Origin of the sequence: Bartonella grahamii subsp. shimonis (assembly GCF_036327415.1) — a bacterium.
Classification (GTDB): Bacteria; Pseudomonadota; Alphaproteobacteria; order Rhizobiales; family Rhizobiaceae; genus Bartonella; species Bartonella shimonis.
Genome location: NZ_CP123961.1, coordinates 295,020 through 315,612, shown reverse-complemented (window position 1 = coordinate 315,612; position 20,593 = coordinate 295,020). Strand labels below are relative to the sequence as shown.

Sequence of the window (20,593 nt, the reverse complement as noted above, 5' to 3'; positions counted from 1 at the left end):
TTTTCTTAAAAAGATCTTGGTGGGTAGACTTATGAGATACTGTACTTTAGAACGATGTATAGGGACTCCTTGAAGTGATCAGTAGATAAAATCCGGTCGATTAAGAAGTTGGATTGTTTATAAACTGACTGTGGTTAAGAATCTTTGTCCTTTTTAGGGTGGGGAGGAAGTTAAGAGATAAAGAAAGTTTTAATGTTGTCTAAATCCTTTCAAATATCGTCATCACAAAAAAGTTTTTCTTTGAGCTATTTAATTTGTGGGCTCGTTTGTCTTGCTCTGATATTTATTTATAGCGCACTCTGGGTTTTTTTTTCACGTAAAATAGAAGACCAAGTTTCTGATATATTTGCAAAAGCGTCTTCCTATAATATGGCGGCGGTATGTGGTAATGTGCGTAAAGATGGTTATCCTTTACGTATCGGTGTTGTTTGCGACAATTTCCAATTTTCTTGGCCTTTACATGGGGTTTCCTTATCGACAGGGCGTTTGACAGCTGGTGCACCAATTTATGCACCTCATTTGGTTGAGTTTAATGTTCATTCTCCTGCATCAATTGTTTTTTCCGGACAAACTTCCATAGTATCGCGTTGGCGCAATTTGGTTATTGAAACAGAACCTTATTGGAAAACGGGTAAAACATTGAAGTTTATAGCTGAAGGGCTTGAAATTTCACCTCTTTCCTCTTCCCTTGAAGATCAAAAGCCCCAAGAAGCATTAGGAGCACAAAGAACAGATAAAAAAACGACACAGGAAAATGTAGAAGATCAAGCATCTTTGCAAAATACGCATGACATGATTACTCAGCCGTTAGAGACAAAAGATACGCCTCAAAAAATAACGGCAGAATTTTTGCGCTTTGATCTGAAACATGAAAAGAATGATTTATTGGGAAATATAACTTTTGACGGTTTTGATGTTTCTCTAATTTTTACATCTTCTTTTGTTGATGTCCCAAAAATTGATGGTAACTTGAAAGTGATTTTAAATGACATCTCTTTTTTGTCTGAAGATGAAGGAAAAAATTGGCAACAGCGACTGTATGGAAAAAGTGGGCTTTTAAAGCAAGGTGAATTGACTTTTCATACAGGTGGTGGGTTACGTATTAGTGGACCTTTTTCTTTTGATGAAGAAGGATATTTGACAGCAGAATTCGAACTTGTCCATATTCAGCCCATGAAGTTTCTTAACACTTTGCAGCGTTTATTTCCCGCGCAGGACAATAATCTTCAAGCGTTATTTTTTATTTTGGGTGCACTGCCTAAAAATGCCGATGGCGCTCCCGTTCTCCCCTTGCTCATTAACAATGGGTGGGTAAAATTAGGTTTTTTAAAACTTGGTCGTCTTGCTCCGCTTTAGGTTTTGTACCAATTCACTTTTTTCAAAGGATTTTTCAAGCGTCTTCAAAGACCTTTCAAGGACTTTTTTCATTTTTACCACCAAATTGCGATTTTTTCAGATTTTCACACTTTTTTCGTAATTTTAGGTATCAAAATCTATTTTGACAAAACACGTATTTAATGGTAAAAAAAATAGCTATAAAAATAAAAAATTACCACCTGCTCCTCACTACGCCTTCCTTTTTAACTTAGTGCAAAATTTTATGTCAAACTACATATAGCAACAGTGTTTGTGGAAAAAGTGACATTTTAAAGTATGCTGAATTGCCTTTTTATACAGGTGGTGTAGCGCCGTGTTAGGAACCTTTTTTCTTTATGTATGGAATTTGAGTATATTGCATGTGTCTGTTTAGGGTAACCTCTGAAATAAATAAAACAGGCTAGCTGGAGGAGAATATGAAGTTCTAAAGGAGAAAATGGACATCCATCTTTACTGTCATTTTTTATTCGATTTTACGCTTTTCAAAAGTAGTTACAGTCACATCTTTTAAAATAATGATTAAGCATATTTTTTGTTTCTTATGTTTTTTAATGAAGCCATATGTTTTCCACGTAAAATAGAATATATTTGTATTGCATATTTACGCATTTGTTAAAAGATATTTCTCAGTACTTCCTATTTCACGATATTGCCTATGAATGGTATAGTGATTGTAGTTTGACAGTAGGTTTTATACTAAGTGGGAAAAGGTGGGATTAGGTAAGAAGATGTGGTAATTTGTTGTTTTTATGGTTATTTTTTACCATTAAATGCGCGTTTTGTAAAAAATAGATTTTGACACCTAAAATTACGAAAATCAGAAAAAAGAGCGTTTTTATCGTAAAAATGAGAGAAGGCTTTGAAAGGTCTTTGAAAAAAATAAATTGGTATAAAACCTGCTGTCAAATTATACAAAACCCGCCGACAAGCTACAGCGATAAAGCCATTAAGCAACACCATCTTTTTGCTTATGGAGTAAGAAGCCGGGGGCGCAACTATTTATATTTGCTTGCTCTCAATCTTGCTACAGCTCTTGGCACTTGAGGAGGTCTATGAGAGGCATTTTTAGTTCTTTCTTTAATGTTTTTTATCTATACAGCTTTCCCATTTGCAAGATGCGAGGGACAATGAGTTTAATTGATTGAATATAAACAGATTTGAAATAAGACAAACTTAGGATATCAGATTCTCCTTCAACATAAAAATGATGAAATTATTATTGTAAATCAATATATTATATTTTTATGTTAAAGGAAATTTGACAGTAAAATTTGAATTTATTTTTGAATGTTCTGTCTAAAAATGAGGGATAGTGCTCTCATTCTTTCTTCTCTTGCTGATTAGTCATGGATGGATAGTATGGGAGCAAAAGCTTAGCTGTTTTGTACTGCTTTTAAGTCTGAAAGTTTATGTTTTTAAATTGAAAAATCAATCCTATGGTCGTTTTGAAATTGTTGCAAACAATTCTATTGTGATAAATAGCGAGATTCTCATTTTAGGTGCTATGTCTAAAATGCAAACTTCCACTCCATCTTGGCTGGTTTGCTGTGCTAGGATAGAACGGGAGATTGAATGGGACGTTGTGTATTTGCTTTAGGTTTCAAAGCCAGTATTTTGAAGTTGAGAAATCAATCCTGCTGCAAAAGTAAAACGAGAAATATTGAGATCATTTTCAATAAGGGCACTAATGCGGTTTGTAATGTTATGAATATGATCTTCTTCTGTTTTTTTCCAAGTATCAAAAGGATCTTTTTTCTTTCCGTAATTTTTGAGGATTTTCATAACGATTTGCCGTAAGCTTTCAGAAACATTTTCTTTGGCTTGGTTTAAAGCCATACTATCATAATAATCTACTACAGGAATTATACGACTTGCTTCGTTAATTCGGTTTATACGAATGATTTGCGCAAGTGAAAAATAGATTTCTGCGGTTTTAATAAGATCACTGTTGCTTTTTTTTGCAATTAAAGAAATATCACAAATTGTTGAAGCAGCTTCCAAGAGAGCTAATTGTTTCGCTAATGCTTTTGATGCTCCTTCTTCGCTATAGTGTAGTGCTTTTTCTTCAATCTTTTGCTTAATGTCGTTGTCATGAGAATGCATAAGCTCTTTTTCAATAACGCTACGGGCTTGCTTTATTGTTTTTACAATTTCTGCTAATGGACGTGAGAGATCTATGTTGTGCAAACCCCAATTGGTTGTTTCAAAGAGCATTGGGGTCATTGCTGCGTAGAATTTGTTTTGGACAAGACCGGGTATTTTATTATCAAGCTTATCAATTTGCTCAGACAATTGAGGAATTTCAAAACCATCGCGGATGGCAATGAAAACGCGAATAATATTTTCAGCCTTTTGTTCTGTTGCATCGTGTAGTCTATTAACGAAAGTAGGGCCTCCACGATTTACAATATCGTTGGCAATCAGCGTTGCGATAATATTACGGCGCAATTGATGATTAATGACTTCCTTCTTAAAATTTTCTTGAATTTGGGTTGGAAAATAGTTCAGCAAGGTTGTATTGAAATAGTGATCATCAACAATGGAGCTATTAGCAATTTCTTCTTTTAAGGTCAATTTAGCATATGCAAAAATAACGGCGAGTTCTGGACGGAGAAGACCTTTGCCTTGGGTTGTTCTTTGTCGTAAAATTTGTTCATCAGGGAGTATTTCAACTCTGCGATCTAGAAGCTTTTTTTGTTCCAAATCGTGCATAAAGCGTATTTGATAAGGCAAATCAGTAGCGCTTTGGTTTTCCGCCAAAGAAAGAGCAAGGGGTTGTAGATAATTGTTGCGTAAGACGAGTTGCTCGACTTGAGGCGTCATTTTCTTTAAGAGTTTATTGCGTTCTTCGTGGGTTAACGTTTTGGCACGTAGTGCTGATGCAAGAACAATTTTGAGATTGACCTCAATATCAGAACAATTTACACCAGCAGAATTGTCAATGGCATCCGTATTACATCGACCACCATGTGAGACATATTCAATCCGTCCACGTTGTGTAACACCAAGATTAGCCCCTTCGCCAATAATTTTTGCACGCACTTGCTCTCCGGTAATGCGTATTGCATCATTTGCACGATCACCTACTTGGGCATCATTTTCTGTTGCAGCACGGATATAAGTACCAATGCCGCCGAACCATAAAAGATCAACAGGGGCTTTGAGAAGAGCAGAGATAATTTCAAAGGGTGTTCCTGTTTGTTTTTCAAAACCAATAGCTTGTGCTGCTTCAGGTGAGAGAGTAATCGTTTTTTCTTTTCGTGAGAAGATACCACCGCCCTTTGATAATTTGCTTTGATCGTAATCTTGCCAGCTGGAGCGAGGAAGTTTAAAAAGGCGCATACGCTCTGCATAGCTTTCGTCTATGTTTGGATCTGGATCAATAAAGATATCGCGGTGATCAAAAGCGGCAATCAATTTTGTTTGTTTGGAAAGCAGCATTCCATTGCCAAAAACATCACCAGACATATCGCCAACACCGACACAGGTGAAGGGCGTTGTTTGAATATCGTGATTAAATAATTCTCTAAAATGTCTCTTGACGGCTTCCCATGCACCTTTAGCTGTAATACCAATGGCTTTGTGGTCGTAACCTGCTGAGCCTCCAGAGGCAAAAGCATCATCGAGCCAAAAGTGATTTGCTTGGCTGATAGCGTTGGCTGTGTCAGAAAAGGTTGCTGTCCCTTTGTCTGCTGCGACAACAAAATAAGGATCAGAGTCATCGTGACAGATGACATTGTGGGGAGAACTTATTTTGCCATTAATCAGATTGTCTGTGATGGAAAGCAAAGCCGTGATAAAGTCTGTATAAGCTTGTCGTGCTGCTTCTATGATGACAGCACGATCATTTGTTTGGGGAAGCCGATGGGGATAGAATCCACCTTTTGCACCCGCAGGAACAATAACCGCATTTTTAACTTGTTGGGCTTTGACTAAGCTGAGGACTTCGGTGCGATAATCTAATGCGCGGTCAGACCAACGAATTCCGCCACGAGCGATAGGTCCAAAACGCAAATGGACTCCTTCAACTTCTGGTCCATAAACAAAAATTTCTCGGTAAGGGCGTGGTTCAGGCAAACCCTCAATTTGGCGCGGATTTAATTTAGTGGCTAAAATACGCCGTGGACTTCCATCGTCAAGAGGCGTAAAGGCATTTGTTCGTAAACTCGCATCGATAAGGTTGAAATAACGGCGTAAGATCAGATCATCATCTAAACCAGATACTTTCTGTAATTTTTCTCCAATACGCTTTTGAATAATCTGTTGGCTTTTTTCCCGTTCTTTTTCTGTATGGCTTTGATGAAATTTTAAATGAAATAAAGCATAGAGATCTTGGGTAATGTCAGGATAAGCATTTAAAGTTTGGGCAACGCGATCTTGCGAATAAGGAATACCAGCTTGCTGGAGATAGCGCCCATAATGGCGCAAAATAACAATTTCATACCAATCAAGTTCAGCTGTTTGGGTGAGAGCATTAAAGGCGTCATTATCAGCATTTTGTGCCCAAATGGCCTCAAAGGTTTCGGCGTGTTTTTGACCATTTTTTTCAAAATCGATACAGAGCTGGAAAGTGCTTTCTAGCTGCATATCATGAAGATACACAGAGTGCCCATAGCCATCTGGTAATTCAAGGGTTTGTTCAGCAATAACGCGAAACCCCATATTTTCAAGGAGTGGTACACGTTTGGAAAGGGCAAGAACTTCATGGCGGTGAAAAAGCCGAAGAGAAATGGTACGTTTTTCTTTGTTTTGTGCGTGATAAAAGTTCACGAAAAGGGGTTTCTTATCATGAAGATTTAAAATATGTCCGGCATCGTTAATAGCGTTTTCAGCTGAAAATAAATCACGATAGCTGTTGGGAAATTCACTGGCTAGACGTGTTTGTTGCTCTGTTGTTTTCTGGGCAAGAGCGATGGCTTGAACGCTGTCTTCCCAACTTTGGGCAATCGAACGTACATGTTGTTCAAGTGTAGAGCGCTCGTGAAGGGGAACAGTTTTGTTTCCTTTGCGATGGATAATATAATAGACACGTATTAGAGTGCTTTCCAAAAATAGCGGATAAGATTCAAAAAAGTCGCCTTTATAGAGCTCGACAAAATGTTCGCCAACTTTTTCACGTAGGCTGCCACTATATTGGTCACGCGGTACGTAGACAAGGATAGAAACAAAGCGCCCAAAAGAATCAGTGTGGGCAAGAACCCGTAAACGTGGGCGCTCATCTAATTGTAGAATAAGTTTAGTATTTTCTGTCAATGTATCAACATCAGAGCGAAACATCTCATCTCTTGGATAGGTTTCTAAAGCACTGATGAGTGCTTTTCCTGAATAATCGGCGTGATTGTGTCCAAGACGTTGAATAATAGCTTGAGCTTTTTCTTTTAAAAAAGGAATTTGTAAAATAGAACGTGTATAAGCTGAGGAGGTAAAAAGCCCTACAATGCGTAATTCTCCACAGAGTTGGTTTTCTTTATCAAAGATTTTAAGGCCAATATAATCGAGCCAAACAGAACGGTGAATTTTGGAGCGGCTATTAGCTTTTGTCACGATAAACAGATTATCACTTTCCATGAAGGATAAAACTTCTTGAGGAGGTTCTTTCATACTTTCATTGTCAACAATATGAATAGAAGCATCCGTGAGTATACCAAGTTCAATATTACTCGCTGTAAAGGATTTTAGGGGTTTTTGGTCTTTGATGAAGTTGTAGGTGCGCATACCAAGGAAAATGAAATTATTGTCCATTAGCCAGTGAAGAAATTCAATAGCTTTTTCGCCTTCTTGTTTGTAGTGCGGGGGAAGACTTGTTTGGTAGGCATGAATATGCTTTTTAACTTCTTCAAGCATAGGTTTCCAGTCTTGTACAGCAGCATTAACCTGTTCAAGAACTAAGGTGAGTTCATTTTCCAGTTTTTGTATTTGCTGTTTGTTTAATGACTCGATGTGAATTTGCATCAGACTGATGCGTTGTCCAGAAGCACAATCAAGAATAGGGTGTGCAATCAAATAGATATGGTTTTTATGTTGATTGAAAACATTTAAAATAGAATCGAGAAGGAAGGGTTTGTTATCATTGACAAGCGTGATAGCGGTTATAGGCTTGTTATTACGGGTCAAATTTTGTTCAAAGTAGATAGTATTTTTTCCCGTTTGATGGAGATTAAAAGCTTTTACTGCGACGGCTGCGGCTTTTTGAAGTTCTTTATTTTCGTAATAAACAATATCTTCTTCATCGGTTTGAGCAAAAAGGATTTGTTCTATTTTATCTTGGGTGTTTTTTGTTTCTGTTTTTTTTTGTTGTAACACACTCACTCTCCCTCTTTGCTCTTAGAGGCCTTTTCTTCTTTTCTTAAAGGCAGGCTATTATATTTTTTATACTGTAACACTTTCTTCCTAAAGAAAATAGTTCTTTATTTGGAAAGAATGATTTTGTTTTTGCTATTTTTAGCAATAGTTTGTACTTTAAAGAAATATTTTGCGTCAAGGAAAGGGCATTTTTAGTATTTTTGTATATTAATAGTTTGTTTTTTAAAATATACAAAATGAAAGTAAAAAAAGAAGCAGAAGTAAGAAGTAAAGAGAGAATGGCGCGCTTACCAGAAAGACTTTTAAGTGGTTACCAAAATTTTATAAACAATCATTTTTCATATAAAATAGCACATTATCAGCAATTGGCGATTGAAGGGCAAAAACCTGAAGTTTTGGTTATTGCTTGTTGTGATTCGCGTGCAGTACCAGAAATGATTTTTGATGCTAAGCCAGGGGAAATTTTCACCTTGCGCAATGTGGCGAATGTGGTTCCTCCTTTTTCTCCTGATGACCAATATCATGCAACATCAGCAGCTCTTGAATATGCTGTGCAATTGCTTGAGGTGAAACACATTGTTGTTTTTGGTCATGCCCATTGTGGAGGCGTTCGTACTGCTCTTAAGGAGACATGTAAATCTTTATCGTCAAATGATTTTATTGGTCAGTGGATAAGTCTTTTAGCACCAGCAGCAGAAATTGTTTTGAATAATAAGTCGCTTTCTTGTCCAGAAAAACAGACGGCATTAGAGCAGCTTTCTATTCGTCATTCGTTGAAAAATTTAGAGACGTTTCCGTGGATAAAGCTTCGCAAAGATCAAGGTTTTTTGACATTGCATGGGGTTTGGTTTGATATCTCTAGCGGAAAATTATGGAGTATGGAACAGGAAACAGGTTGTTTTATGCGTGTTGAAGTTGATAGTTTTGAAGTATAGTATTTGCTGTTTTTATTTCTTCGTATAAAAAGACATTTTATGATAAAACTTGACAAAGATGGGGTTTTATTGTTTGAAGGAGCAAGCTTTCAGTGACAAAATTAACTTGGAGCCACCGACTGAGACCCCAGTTTAAGGGTATAAAGAGATCTCAGAGGTCAACATTCGACGGCGCGATGCGTTCTCGGATGCTATTTTGGTTTGTTTGTGATGCAACAATGAGGTAAATGATGTTTGAATCCTTGCAAGAGCGACTTGGTTCTATCCTGTCTCATTTGACGGGACGTGGTGCTTTGTCGGATCAGGATGTTGCAGAGGCGCTGCGTGAAATTCGTCGCGCTTTATTGGAAGCTGATGTTGCTCTTGATGTTGTACGCTCTTTTACCGATAGAGTTCGGGAAAAAGCTGTTGGAGCCGAAATCGTTAAATCAATTAAACCAGGCCAAATGGTGGTTAAAATTGTTCATGATGAATTGGTTCATATCCTTGGAAATGAAAGCGTTCTGAGTGATTTAAATGCACCAGCTCCAGTTGTGATCATGATGATTGGTTTGCAAGGTTCCGGAAAAACAACCACAACAGCAAAGCTTGCGAAACGTTTCACTGATAAGCATAATAAAAAAGTTCTCATGGCGTCATTAGATACACGTCGTCCCGCTGCACAGGAGCAATTGCGCCAATTGGGAGAACAGGCAAAACTTGCAAACTTGCCTATTATTGCGGGACAGCTGCCCGTTGATATTGCATCACGTGCCGTGCAGGCTGCTAAATTGGGTGGTTATGACGTACTTCTTCTTGACACAGCAGGACGTAATCATATTGATGAAGCTTTGATGCTTGAATTGACTGAAATTAAAGCTTGTTCTCTTCCTCATGAGATTATGTTGGTGGCTGATAGTTTGACGGGGCAAGATGCTGTTCATCTTGCTCGTTCTTTTGATGAACGTGTAGGGATTACAGGGATTATTTTAACACGGATGGATAGCGATGGGCGTGGTGGCGCTGCTCTTTCTATGCGTGCTGTTACAGGGAAACCAATTAAAGCAATTGGAACTGGTGAAAAAATAGATGCTTTAGAAGAATTTCATCCTAGTCGTATTGCTGATCGTATTCTCGGAATGGGAGATATTGTTTCTTTGGTTGAAAAAGCTGCTGAAACAATGGATCATGAGAAAGCTGCTGCTTTTGCAAAAAAAATGCAAGCCGGAAAATTTGATCTGAATGATCTCGCAGAACAGTTGCAGAAAATGAAAAAACTGGGTGGAATGGGTGGTATTATGGGCATGTTGCCAGGAATGGGGAAGGTCAAAGAGCAGATTGCGGCTGCGGGGCTTGATGATCGTTTGTTTGATTGTCAATTGGCCATTATTTCATCTATGACACCGCAAGAGCGGGCAAATCCAGAGCTTTTAAAACATAGCCGCAAACAACGAATTGCTAAGGGATCTGGTACAACGGCAGCTGATATTAATAAACTTTTGAAGATGTATCGCCAAATGGCTGATATGATGAAAGCCATGGGTGGTAAAGGAAAAAGTGGTTTGATGGGAAAAATGTTGGGAGGACTTGGTTCCAAAATGGGTTTTGGTGGTATGGGAAATTTGGGTGGAAATTCTCCAGCTATGCCTGATTTGTCGGGATTGGATCCAAAGCAATTCTCAACGCTTCAAAAGCAAATTGAAAATGGTAATGGAGGGAAGCTCTTGCCCGGACTCCCCAAGCGTGGACCTACATTTCCTGGTCTTTCCAATGGCATTGCCGATAGGGAAAAATTTCCTCAGCATCCTAAGAAAAAATAAGATGTAAAGAGGGAAAGGAATATGATGCAGGAAACAGTATTAAACGAATTGGCACATTTACGAGCATCTATTGATAATTTTGATGCAACTTTGATTCATATCTTAGCAGAGCGTTTTCGTTGTACGAAAGCTGTTGGGCGCTTAAAAGCGCGTTATGATTTGCCTAAAGTAGATCCTCTGCGTGAGCAATATCAGGTAGCGCGTTTGCGGCAATTGGCTATGGATAGTCATCTTGATCCTGATTTTGCTGAAAGATTTTTAAAATTTATTATTAAAGAAGTTGTGCGTCATCATGAAGTTATTGCTGAAGAACAAAAAACAAAAAAGTCAATTTAAACGAAAGTCAGAGCTGACAATAGGAGATAAAATATGGCATTGAAAATTCGTTTGTCCCGTGGAGGTTCAAAAAAACGTCCTTACTATCATATCGTCGTTGCAGATGTTCGTAGTCCGCGCGATGGGCGGTTTCTTGAACGTGTTGGTGCATGGGATCCAATGTTGCCTAAAGATGGACCGAGGGTAAAACTTAATGAAGAACGTATCCAATATTGGCTTGGGCAAGGGGCTCAACCAACAGATCGCGTTTTACGGTTTTTAGATGCAGCTGGCTTGAAAAAGCGTCCAACCCGTAATAATCCACATAAAGGTGAACCGGGTAAAAAAGCACAAGAACGTATAGCAGCAGCAAAGCAAGCGGCAGAAGAAGCAGCGGCAGCAGCTGAAGCAGATTCTGCTTCAGCATAAGAAGCATGATTGTTTAATCAATGTGTTTTTAAAAGCTTTAGAAAAATAAATATTATCCGTTTCTGTCTATCAAAAACGAATTTTCTTTAAAAGCTGCTTGTTTAAACAGCGCTGGTTTTTTTTAAATCAATGGTTTTAAAAATCAATGGCGCGGCCTTTAATTTCCCAATCTCCATAGCGGGAAGGGTCTTTGCCGCCGCGTCCGCCGTTTTCTAAAGGTTGTTCTTTTTTTTCTGCGCTTTTTCGCCTTTCTTCAGCTTCTTTAAGGGCGCGTTGTGCTGCGGGAGAAAGAGATTGCTGTTTAACGACGGTTGTATTTTTTTTGCTTGTTTTCTCTTCTTTTTTATTCATTTTACACCTATTCCATTGAAGAAGCAGAAAGAAAACACCATCATATAGTATTGATTGACTTTTATCATGGAGTTTTTTGAGTAATGAATATAATGCGTACAGCCATGCTTTTGGCTTTTTTAACGGCTCTCTTTATGGGGGTTGGTTATCTTGTTGGAGGGGGCAATGGCATGGTTATTGCTCTTTTGATGGCAAGTGGTTTAAACTTTTTTTCTTATTGGAATTCAGATAAAATCGTTTTACGCATGTACGGGGCGCGTGAAGTTGATCAGCATTCAGCACCGGTTTACTATAAGATTGTAAGCGATTTAGCACAAAGAGCTTCTCTTCCTCAACCAAAAGTTTATGTGATTGAGAGCGCACAGCCGAATGCTTTTGCGACGGGACGTAATCCGCAAAATGCCGCTGTTGCTGCAAGTCGCGGCTTGTTAGAGCGGTTGAGTTCAGAGGAAATTGCCGGCGTTATGGCACACGAGCTCGCACACATTGAGCATCGTGATACCTTAACCATGACTCTAACCGCAACGATTGCAGGAGCAATTTCAATGCTTGGTAATTTTGCTTTCTTTATGGGAGGACAGCGCAGCTCTTCAGAAGATTCTCATGGCGCTGGAGCAATTGGAGGATTTATTGCATTGCTCGTGGCACCTTTTGCGGCGATGCTGGTGCAAATGGCGATTAGTCGTACGCGGGAATATGCTGCGGATCGGAGAGGGGCTGAAATATGTGGTAATCCTTTATGGTTGGCTTCGGCATTGCGTAAGATTGCTGATGGGGGACATGGGGTGTATAATGAAGAAGCAGAGCATAATCCGGCAACCGCGCATCTGTTTATTATTAATCCTTTGAGCGGTGAGGGAGCAGATAGTCTTTTTTCTACACATCCAGCAACTGCAAATCGTATTGCTGCTCTTTATCAGCAAGCAGAAGAGATGAAAGGGGCTCTTGTTAAAAGTGTGGGATGGAATAAAGAAGACAGTATACATGAAAAAAGCAGGGGGATGAACTATGGAGATTTTCATAGTGGCCAGGCTCATGCATTAGGTGAGCAAGAAAACAGTCCTTTTCAACGTGTTACAAAACGTCCTTCTTGGCTTCGTTATGAAAATTCAAAAAGATCTCGTTTATAAAGTTATTGAGGGAGTTTTTAAGGAAACAGTGATATAAAGGTGGTGTTTTGAAACACAAAAAAGCGGGGCATGTGTCTGAAAAAAATGTTCCAGGATTAGCTGTTCGACAGGTATGTGTGCGTCTTTTAGGGGCGGTCGTTGATAAGCACACGCCTTTGTCTGGTTTGACGGATAATGAACACGGACATCCACAGTATTTAAGACTTTCACAACGAGATCGTTTGTTGTGCCGGGCTATTTTAACAGCTTCATTGCGTCATCGAGGGCAGATTACGGCAGCTCTCTCACGCCTTTTGGCGCGTCCTTTACCTTCACAAGCATTTTCACTCCAGCATCTTTTGCATATCAGTGTTGCACAAATTCTTTATCTTGATATTCCTGATCATGCTGCTATTGATTTAGCAGTGCGTGTGGCGAAACTTGACCCTCGAATGCGTCGTTTTTCAGGGGTGGTGAATGCTCTTTTGCGCAATATTGCACGTGAAGCGATGTCTTTACGCCAACAAGTTCCTACCATTGAAGGTGTGCCAGCGTGGTTCGGACAGCTTTTAATGTCAGCCTATGGAACAGAAAAGGCACTTCAGATTATAGCAATTCAAAGTGTGGAACCCCCTTTCGATTTGACAGTGAAATCTGACAGTGTTGGATGGGCTAAAAGGCTTGGCGGTGTGGTGTTGCCCAATGGTTCTGTTCGATTGAATCGTCTGGAGTGTTCTGTTTCTGATTTAGAAGGCTATAGTGAAGGAACTTGGTGGGTTCAAGATTTCGCTGCAGCGTTGCCTGCTTGTTTACTAGGAGAACTTCGGGGTAAACGAGTTGTTGACCTTTGTGCGAGCCCTGGGGGAAAAACAGCACAATTGGCTTTGCAAGGGGCGCAGGTGACAGCAATTGAGCTTTCTGCTAACCGCGTGAAGCGTTTAAAAGAAAATATGGAACGGCTTCATTTTTCAGTTAACATTTGGCAGGGCGATGTGAGAAATTTCCATCCCACACAGCTTTTTGATGCGGTTCTTCTTGACGCTCCTTGTTCTTCTACAGGAACGATCCGTCGTCATCCAGATGTTTTATGGACTAAATCGAGGGATGATATCGTCAAGTTAGCGGCGTTACAACATGATTTGCTTGTCGCAGCCATTGCTTTGGTAAAGGTGGGGGGGCGGATTGTTTTTTCTAATTGTTCATTGGCAAGAGAAGAAGGTGAAGATCTTATTGAGAAAATTTTATCGACATGCAATGACATTGTTTTAGAACCTATTTATCCAGAAGAAATGGGAGCACTGGCACATTTGCTTTGTGGAGGGATGTTACGTACAACGCCTGCGGATTTTTGTCATAAAAATTTTGATGCTGAGAACACCGCATTTTTAGGAATGGATGGTTTTTTCGCTGCACGCTTACGAAAAATTGCTTAATTAACGCTTCATTTACAAAAATGGTCGAAATTGTATTTGATTCAGCATAAATGGAGATGAAATTTTGGCGGTTGCGGTAAAAGCTCCTCAGGTAAAAGTGGCAACATGTATTGATACGATACAGAATGTTATGCGGCGTTTATGGGTTGGACCATTGTTTCGTTGGCGGTTTTCAGGGTTTCGTCCTCATAAAATTTTAGCGCATCCCATGGATTTGCATGTAGCTGACCCTATGATGGCGCATGAGTTTTATCATGGTCGTTTTGCTTTTGCTGGTCACATTGTTCATTCTGGTGCTGTTTCGCCGTTTTCATTGGTTCCACCAACGCTAGAATGGGAAGCGGCTCTACATGATTTTCATTGGTTACGCCATATGGAGGCAGCAGGAAGTGATTTAGCTTCTGCACACGCACGCTCTCTTTTAGAAGATTGGTTTGACCATGTTGGCAAGAAGGTAAAAGGCCTTGCTTGGAGTGGTCCTGTTGTGGCACGGCGCTTGATTTCGTGGATTTGTCATTCGAAAATGTTGTTAGAAGGAGCAAGTGAGCGGTTTGAAAAACGCTTTTTACGTGCGCTTGGTTTGCAATTTCGTTATTTGCGCGTAACAATTTGTAGTATGGAGCACAATGATCAACGTTTACAAGCAGCAGTGGCTTTGACGTTCGCATCTCTTGCTTTGCCTGTTTCTGCGGCAGTGAAAAAAAAGGTACAAACCACACTTATAGAGGAGCTTTCACGTCAAATCCTTGTTGATGGTGGGCATATTTCCCGTAGTCCTGTTATTTTGCTGAATTTGTTATCGGATTTATTGTCGTTACGGCATCTTTTTATGTGTAGCAATGAAACGGCACCACGTATTTTGATTGATTCTGTTGAGCGTATGCTGCCAGCTTTACGATTCTTTATTCATGAGGATCAAACATTGGCGCATTTTAATGGGGTTGGTCCTCTTGTGTCGGAACGGTTATCGACACTTTTGGAGCTTGATGAAACAGGAGGGCACCCTTTTAGTTGTGCTCGTTATTCAGGATTTCAGCGCTTAAAAGCCAATCAAACAACAGTGCTTGCAGATACAGGAAAGTTTCCACCCCGCTCTGTAGCACAGCAGGCTTGTTCGGGGTGTTTGTCTTTTGAAATGTCTTCACAAGGGCACCGTTTTATTATCAATACTGGTGTTAATCCTGATGGGCGCGAAGACTGTCGACATTTAGGGCGTGTTACTGCAGCACATTCAACAGCTACGCTTAATGATTGTTCAGTGGGTGCTTTTTATCAGAAAAAGAAAAATGGCGCACCATTTTTGTTTGATGGACCAACAGATGTTCAAGTGCGCCGTATAGAGGATGCAGAGAAGACGGGTTTTATTGCGAGTCATAATGGTTATGTACGCCCCTTTAATTTTATTCATGAGCGTGGTCTTATTTTGGCGACAAATGGAGATATGATCGAAGGTTTTGATCGCTTTTTTATGCCAAAGAAAGGGGGAAAGAGACACAAGAGTGTGCAAAATGAACAAGATCATGTTGCTGTTCGGTTTCATCTTCATCCACAAGTTGAAGTTAACTATGATGGCAAACGTGTGTGTTTAGCTGTAAAGAACGAGAATGTGAAGAGCGAACAAGTATGGTATTTTATATCGCCTGATGCAGATATTTGTCTTGAAGATTCAATTGATTTTGCAGAATTAACAGGTCCACAACGGACACAACAGATTGTTTTATATTTTCGCCCTGCATTTCAGGAAAAAGTTCGTTGGCGTTTTATCCGCAAAGCGTTTGATAAAAAATTAGAACATTGTTCCAACCCATGATATATTGCGTTTTATCTTGCGTGTCGCAAAACATCATCGTTTATTGTGGTAATATTCTCAAAATTTGAAGGTCATATAAATTTTATACATGAAGCATTTTGTTAGAGTATAGGTTGGATGTTTTAGGCAGGTTGGCTCATAGAATCTCATGAGGTGATGCTAAGAGGAATTGGCTCCAGAAAAAAAGTTTTTTGACAGGCCATTGTTGACAGATGAGTGCTGGTTAAGGATCTTCATCTTTTAAAGATGCGAAGAGAAAATTAAGCTATTGCTTATATTCGAAAGTTCTTAAGTATGCTGTTGGGATCAATATTTATTTCTGAGGGAGTTGCATTAATAGGGGTACGCTTCTCATGAAAAACAGAGCACTCTTGTATTGCATATTCATAGGCTTATTTTAAAGAAAAATTTCTTAACGCTTCCAAGTCTATTTCGCGACGATGCCCGTGATGGGAATAATGGTAAATCTATTAAGCACCCCCAAATCTTTACGCTTATGAAGGAGCAAGCTGGCACCATCACGCTATTTATCAGCGCCCAATATTTGCAACAGCTCTTGCTATTCGAAATGGTTCATAAGAGGCATTTTTTTAGCTCTTTCTTAATAGCTCGTTTCACACGAAAACTTCGTTTTGATGTGAAGCAAATGATTATTGATTTAAGCGGAAAACAACCAATACCCTTTATCGACTGAAAGTTACCCATCATAAAAACATTGAGAATTCAAGAAGGAATACATAGCAGTAGCCACGGAAAAAATTAAATATACCTTTTGCTTTTTATTATTATACTAAAATGAAGTTATAATAATCAGCCACAAAACAGCTCATTTTCCCATACCAAAGTATTCTCTCAAATATTCTTCAAACAACTTTTAGGAAGATTTACGCGAATAGCGCCGCGCAACTGAATCAATATTCCCTCGACAAATGCCAAGATCATTGAGTTCATATACTGAAAGACGACTCAATGCATTAACGGTTCGACGATAACGGCGCCAATTACTATAAGAACGTAGAATATTCATATCTGTACTCAAATTTTATTACACTCTCTAATTTAAGAATAGAGCATATTACTAAAAAGAGTTGTGTTATAATCTCATAACAGGTATGCATATACATACAAAAAAACCCCCTTTTAACATTTCTTTCATGTAAAAAGGTAACCATTAAACTTATAACAATGGTATTTTATCCTTAAACAAGGGCTAAATTATGTGCATTTTCTGCAGTGATAAACTTCTTCATCACATGTAGATTCTTTGGATTGAATAACTGCTTCCATTTCAACAGTTATCAATAGCCGTATGATAATTATAAAATTCCTTGAAACATTTGTCTCATATGAAAAGACAATCAGCAAAATTATTAATGTCGGAAGTGTCGTGTTCCTGTAAAAACCATTGCTAAACCCTGCGCATCAGCAGCAGTGATAACTTCTTCATCACGCATGGAGCCTCCTGGTTGAATGACTGCTGTTGCCCCTGCTTCAGCTACTGCTAATAAACCATCTGCAAAAGGAAAAAATGCATCTGATGCAACAACTGATCCTTTTGTGAGAGTTTCTGTTAAACCCGCTCTTTGTGCACTTTCTGCTGCCTTACTTGCAGCAATTTTTGCTGAATCGATGCGACTCATTTGTCCGGCTCCAATTCCAACTGTTGCGCTATTTTTCGCGTACACAATAGCATTTGATTTAACGTGTTTTGCTACACGAAAAGCAAATTGAAGATCACGCATTTCATCTTGAGTTGGTGCTCGCTTTGTCACTACTTGTAATTTAAGATCATCAACCACCACATTATCACGTGATTGCACTAAAATGCCTCCTGCAAGTGTTTTCGCAAGAAGTCCTCCACAGCGTGGATTAGGAACTCCACCCGTAATGAGCAAACGAAGATTTTTTTTCTTGGCAATAATTTCACGTGCCGCCATTGTGGCATCAGGAGCAATAATCACTTCTGTGAAAATTTTAATAATCTCTTCAGCACATTCCTCATCAAGGGTTTGATTTAGAGCAACAATTCCACCAAATGCCGATACATTATCACACATAAGAGCTTTCAAATAAGCTTCTTTCAAATTTTTTCCTTCTGCAACACCACAAGGATTGGCATGTTTAATAAGAGCGACAGCAGCGGTTTTTTGCGGATCAAATTCTGCCACAAGCTCAAAGGCTGCATCTGTATCATTCAGATTGTTATAAGAAAGCGCTTTGCCTTGTAAAAGTTTTGCTGTTGCAATACCAAAACGTTTTTCATTATTGCGATAAAATGCCGCCTGTTGATGTGGATTTTCTCCATAGCGCATAACACTTTCAAGATGACCAGAAAAACTCTGCCATGATGGTGTTTCAATTTTTAAATCCTGTGCAAACCACGACGCTATTGCCGTGTCATAAGCTGCGGTGTGTGCATAAGCACGCATTGCTAACTGATGACGCATGGATAAGCTTAAACATCCATTATGCTGCTTTAATTCAGCTAGAATCAAATCATAGTCGTTTATCGCTGTGACAACACCGGTATAAGCATAATTTTTTGCTGCGGCGCGAATCATTGCTGGTCCACCGATATCAATATTTTCAAGAATCGTTTGATTATCAGCTCTCGATTGGAGAGTCTCTTCAAAAGGATAAAGATTCACTACTAAAAGATCAATTCCATGAATATTGTTCTTTTCCATAGCTTCCCTATGGCTAGGATCTTCTCTTACCCCTAACAAAGCACCATGAATCAAAGGATGGAGTGTTTTTACACGCCCATCCATTATCTCAGGAAATCCGGTAATTTCAGCAACATCTTTTACGGGTAAACCAGCAGCTATGAGGGTTTTGGCTGTTCCTCCTGTTGAAAGCAATTCAACATTGTAAGTAGCATGAAGGGCTTGTGCAAAAGCAACCACACCCGTTTTATCAGACACAGAAAAGAGAACACGACGTACCCGATGAAGATCAGGTATGGGAAAATTTTTGGCAACAACACCCATAACAGAAGCCTTAAAAATGAAAGAGTTAAAATTCTAGCAAAACAAGCTTATACGTTTATAGCATAAGCCTTTAGCAAAATACACTGAAAGGATAAACTGTCTTTTTAGAATATAGGATGATTCACCTTTTTCTATTATCCTGTAAAAACACTCTCAATTGAGGGGTGGTGATAGGTATAAAGGTCTCATTGAGACATTAAATGTTTTTTTTGTTGCTTATAACTTAACATCTCATCTTCATAGCAGTTTTAAAACAAAAAATGCATTCGTATGTTCTCTGCTATATTAGCTTTTATAATAGATGAAGGCGAAAATATTGCGTATATCAATTGGAGTAATCTCTGAAATGGGAAACAACCTAATGAAGCAAAAATATAAAATTATAAAGGCAAAAATGAGTACCTATCTTTCCTATCATTTTTAAATTTGACTTTATGTTTTTCAAAAGCGTTTATGACAATGTTGTTTAAGAGTGAATTTTTTATAAGAATGGAGATAATGCATTGATTCACATTTTTGGGCGTTACATTTTTAATGAATCACCCTTATTTTATGATGGTTTTTTGAAGAATGTCGCGTAAATCCTTTGTGAATGGTATAAAAGATCTATGATCTTTACTTAACAAAGGTGTAGGTTGGTGCTTTTATTCTCTTTATCAGTTTTCAAGATTTTAAAAATTTTTGTCACTTGAGATGGAAAAGGTCTTTATTTAGTTTTTTTGCCGTCGCAGAAAAAGAAAAGCTCCTAACACACCAGCAGCTAAAATAAACCACGTAATTGCATAAACAAGATGATTATTTCGAAAATGGATAATTGTAAGACCAACGACGGGAAGGTTTGCTTGTGGAGATGTTTTTTTAGCATCAATGAAATAAGGGGCAACAGTGGATAGACCAAGTTTTTGGGCCATAGCGGGGAGATCGCGCGTATACCATAAATTTTTGTCAGGATTATTTTTACGCGGGAAAAATCCATTTTTTTCACTCATGCGTAATAAACCTATAATCGTTGTTTGTTCTGTGTCCGTGGTAGAATTTTGTTGAGATGAGGCATTTGTATGCGATTGCTCTGAGTTTTGAAAATTGTTACGTTCATCCATGGGAATAAAGCCACGATTGATAAAGATCAGTGTATTATCAGCAGTTTGTAAAGGAGTCAAAACCCAATAGCCTGTAGTATCTTGAGCAGCAGCAGTGACTAAAATATTTTTATCTGTTAAAAATTTTCCTGTGATAACAACAGGTTGATATTCATATTTTTCAAAAGTAACATCTGCCCATTGATTTTTTGGGGGGGCTTTTATGGGGGGCAAATGAATGCGCTGATTGGCACTTGTGATGAGATTTGTTTTCCAGTTTAACCGTTGTACTTGCCATATACCTAATGCGCTGAAGAGAAGAAAAAAACAAATACATAAAGTTCCAAACAAAAGAGAAGAAAAACAGCAAGAATTTCCCTGAAGCTTTGTCATGGGGGGCTCTTTTTTGCTCATGATTTATACTTCCTTTCGGGACAATAGGTTTTTATTCTAACATGGTATGTATTTAAAAAAAACATTTTGTATGCTTTTTAGTGGAATTTGCACGCCTTATTGAGGAAAAAGATGAAGAATGAGCTCGTAAGAGATGAAAAAGGTTTTATAAAAGACTTGACCTTTTGTTGTCGACCCCCTATTAGAAAGAAACTTCCCGATGATGCCCGTTCAAGGTTGCGTTGTGCGTGTTTTACGTTCATTGTGTCT

12 protein-coding genes and 1 pseudogene are annotated in these 20,593 nt (G+C 38.8%); 8 read left to right on the top strand and 5 right to left on the bottom strand.

Translation table 11 applies throughout. The features are described 5' to 3' along the window. The first annotated feature begins 192 nt into the window (after positions 1-192). Positions 193-1,356 carry a DUF2125 domain-containing protein gene (locus QHG57_RS01600; RefSeq protein WP_330169336.1) on the top strand — a complete coding sequence of 388 codons (1,164 nt, stop codon included), beginning with the start codon at positions 193-195 and terminating at the stop codon, positions 1,354-1,356. Between the two features lie 1,614 nt (positions 1,357-2,970). Here the strand turns inward: QHG57_RS01600 and QHG57_RS01595 are convergent. Further along, entirely contained in the window at positions 2,971-7,680 is a 4,710-nt protein-coding gene (locus QHG57_RS01595) for an NAD-glutamate dehydrogenase (protein WP_330169335.1), read from the bottom strand. A 278-nt stretch (positions 7,681-7,958) separates the two neighbouring features. Here QHG57_RS01595 and QHG57_RS01590 point away from each other — a divergent pair, with 278 nt between their 5' ends. The 4 genes and pseudogenes from QHG57_RS01590 (at position 7,959) to rpsP (ending at position 11,158) form a co-directional block, all read left to right on the top strand. Next, positions 7,959-8,615, top strand: coding sequence for a carbonic anhydrase (locus tag QHG57_RS01590; protein WP_330168776.1), 657 nt, complete (start codon positions 7,959-7,961; stop codon positions 8,613-8,615). A gap of 230 nt (positions 8,616-8,845) precedes the next feature. Then, complete coding sequence (ffh, locus tag QHG57_RS01585; protein WP_330168775.1) at positions 8,846-10,414, top strand: signal recognition particle protein; 1,569 nt, start codon at positions 8,846-8,848, stop codon at positions 10,412-10,414. Between the two features lie 24 nt (positions 10,415-10,438). After that, positions 10,439-10,767: pseudogene (locus QHG57_RS01580) on the top strand (chorismate mutase). A gap of 16 nt (positions 10,768-10,783) precedes the next feature. Further along, entirely contained in the window at positions 10,784-11,158 is a 375-nt protein-coding gene (gene rpsP, locus QHG57_RS01575; RefSeq protein WP_330168349.1) for a 30S ribosomal protein S16, read from the top strand. Between the two features lie 135 nt (positions 11,159-11,293). On the opposite strand, the gene QHG57_RS01570 is transcribed toward rpsP, so the two are convergent. Then, entirely contained in the window at positions 11,294-11,509 is a 216-nt protein-coding gene (locus tag QHG57_RS01570; protein WP_330168348.1) for a DUF1674 domain-containing protein, read from the bottom strand. 83 nt (positions 11,510-11,592) lie between these two features. Between QHG57_RS01570 and htpX the strand changes: the two genes are divergently transcribed. The 3 genes from htpX (at position 11,593) to QHG57_RS01555 (ending at position 15,861) form a co-directional block, all read left to right on the top strand. Then, the gene (gene htpX / locus QHG57_RS01565; protein WP_330168347.1) at positions 11,593-12,639 is read left to right on the top strand and encodes a zinc metalloprotease HtpX; all 1,047 of its coding nucleotides are present in this window, start codon (positions 11,593-11,595) and stop codon (positions 12,637-12,639) included. Positions 12,640-12,686: 47 nt separating this feature from the next. After that, positions 12,687-14,051 (top strand): RsmB/NOP family class I SAM-dependent RNA methyltransferase, encoded by a 1,365-nt coding sequence (locus QHG57_RS01560; RefSeq protein ID WP_330168346.1) that lies wholly within the window; start codon positions 12,687-12,689, stop codon positions 14,049-14,051. Positions 14,052-14,115: 64 nt separating this feature from the next. Next, complete coding sequence (locus QHG57_RS01555; protein WP_330168345.1) at positions 14,116-15,861, top strand: heparinase II/III family protein; 1,746 nt, start codon at positions 14,116-14,118, stop codon at positions 15,859-15,861. 874 nt (positions 15,862-16,735) lie between these two features. Here QHG57_RS01555 and QHG57_RS01550 read toward each other — a convergent pair. The 3 genes from QHG57_RS01550 to QHG57_RS01540 all read right to left on the bottom strand — a co-directional run bounded on the left by QHG57_RS01550 (position 16,736) and on the right by QHG57_RS01540 (position 20,344). After that, positions 16,736-16,888 (bottom strand): DUF1127 domain-containing protein, encoded by a 153-nt coding sequence (locus QHG57_RS01550; protein ID WP_330168344.1) that lies wholly within the window; start codon positions 16,886-16,888, stop codon positions 16,736-16,738. Positions 16,889-17,231: 343 nt separating this feature from the next. Then, positions 17,232-18,851: a bifunctional phosphoribosylaminoimidazolecarboxamide formyltransferase/IMP cyclohydrolase gene (purH, locus tag QHG57_RS01545; RefSeq protein ID WP_330168343.1), complete on the bottom strand. Its 1,620-nt coding sequence runs from the start codon at positions 18,849-18,851 to the stop codon at positions 17,232-17,234. Between the two features lie 710 nt (positions 18,852-19,561). Then, the gene (locus tag QHG57_RS01540; protein WP_330168342.1) at positions 19,562-20,344 is read right to left on the bottom strand and encodes an SURF1 family protein; all 783 of its coding nucleotides are present in this window, start codon (positions 20,342-20,344) and stop codon (positions 19,562-19,564) included. Between the last annotated feature and the right edge of the window lie 249 nt (positions 20,345-20,593).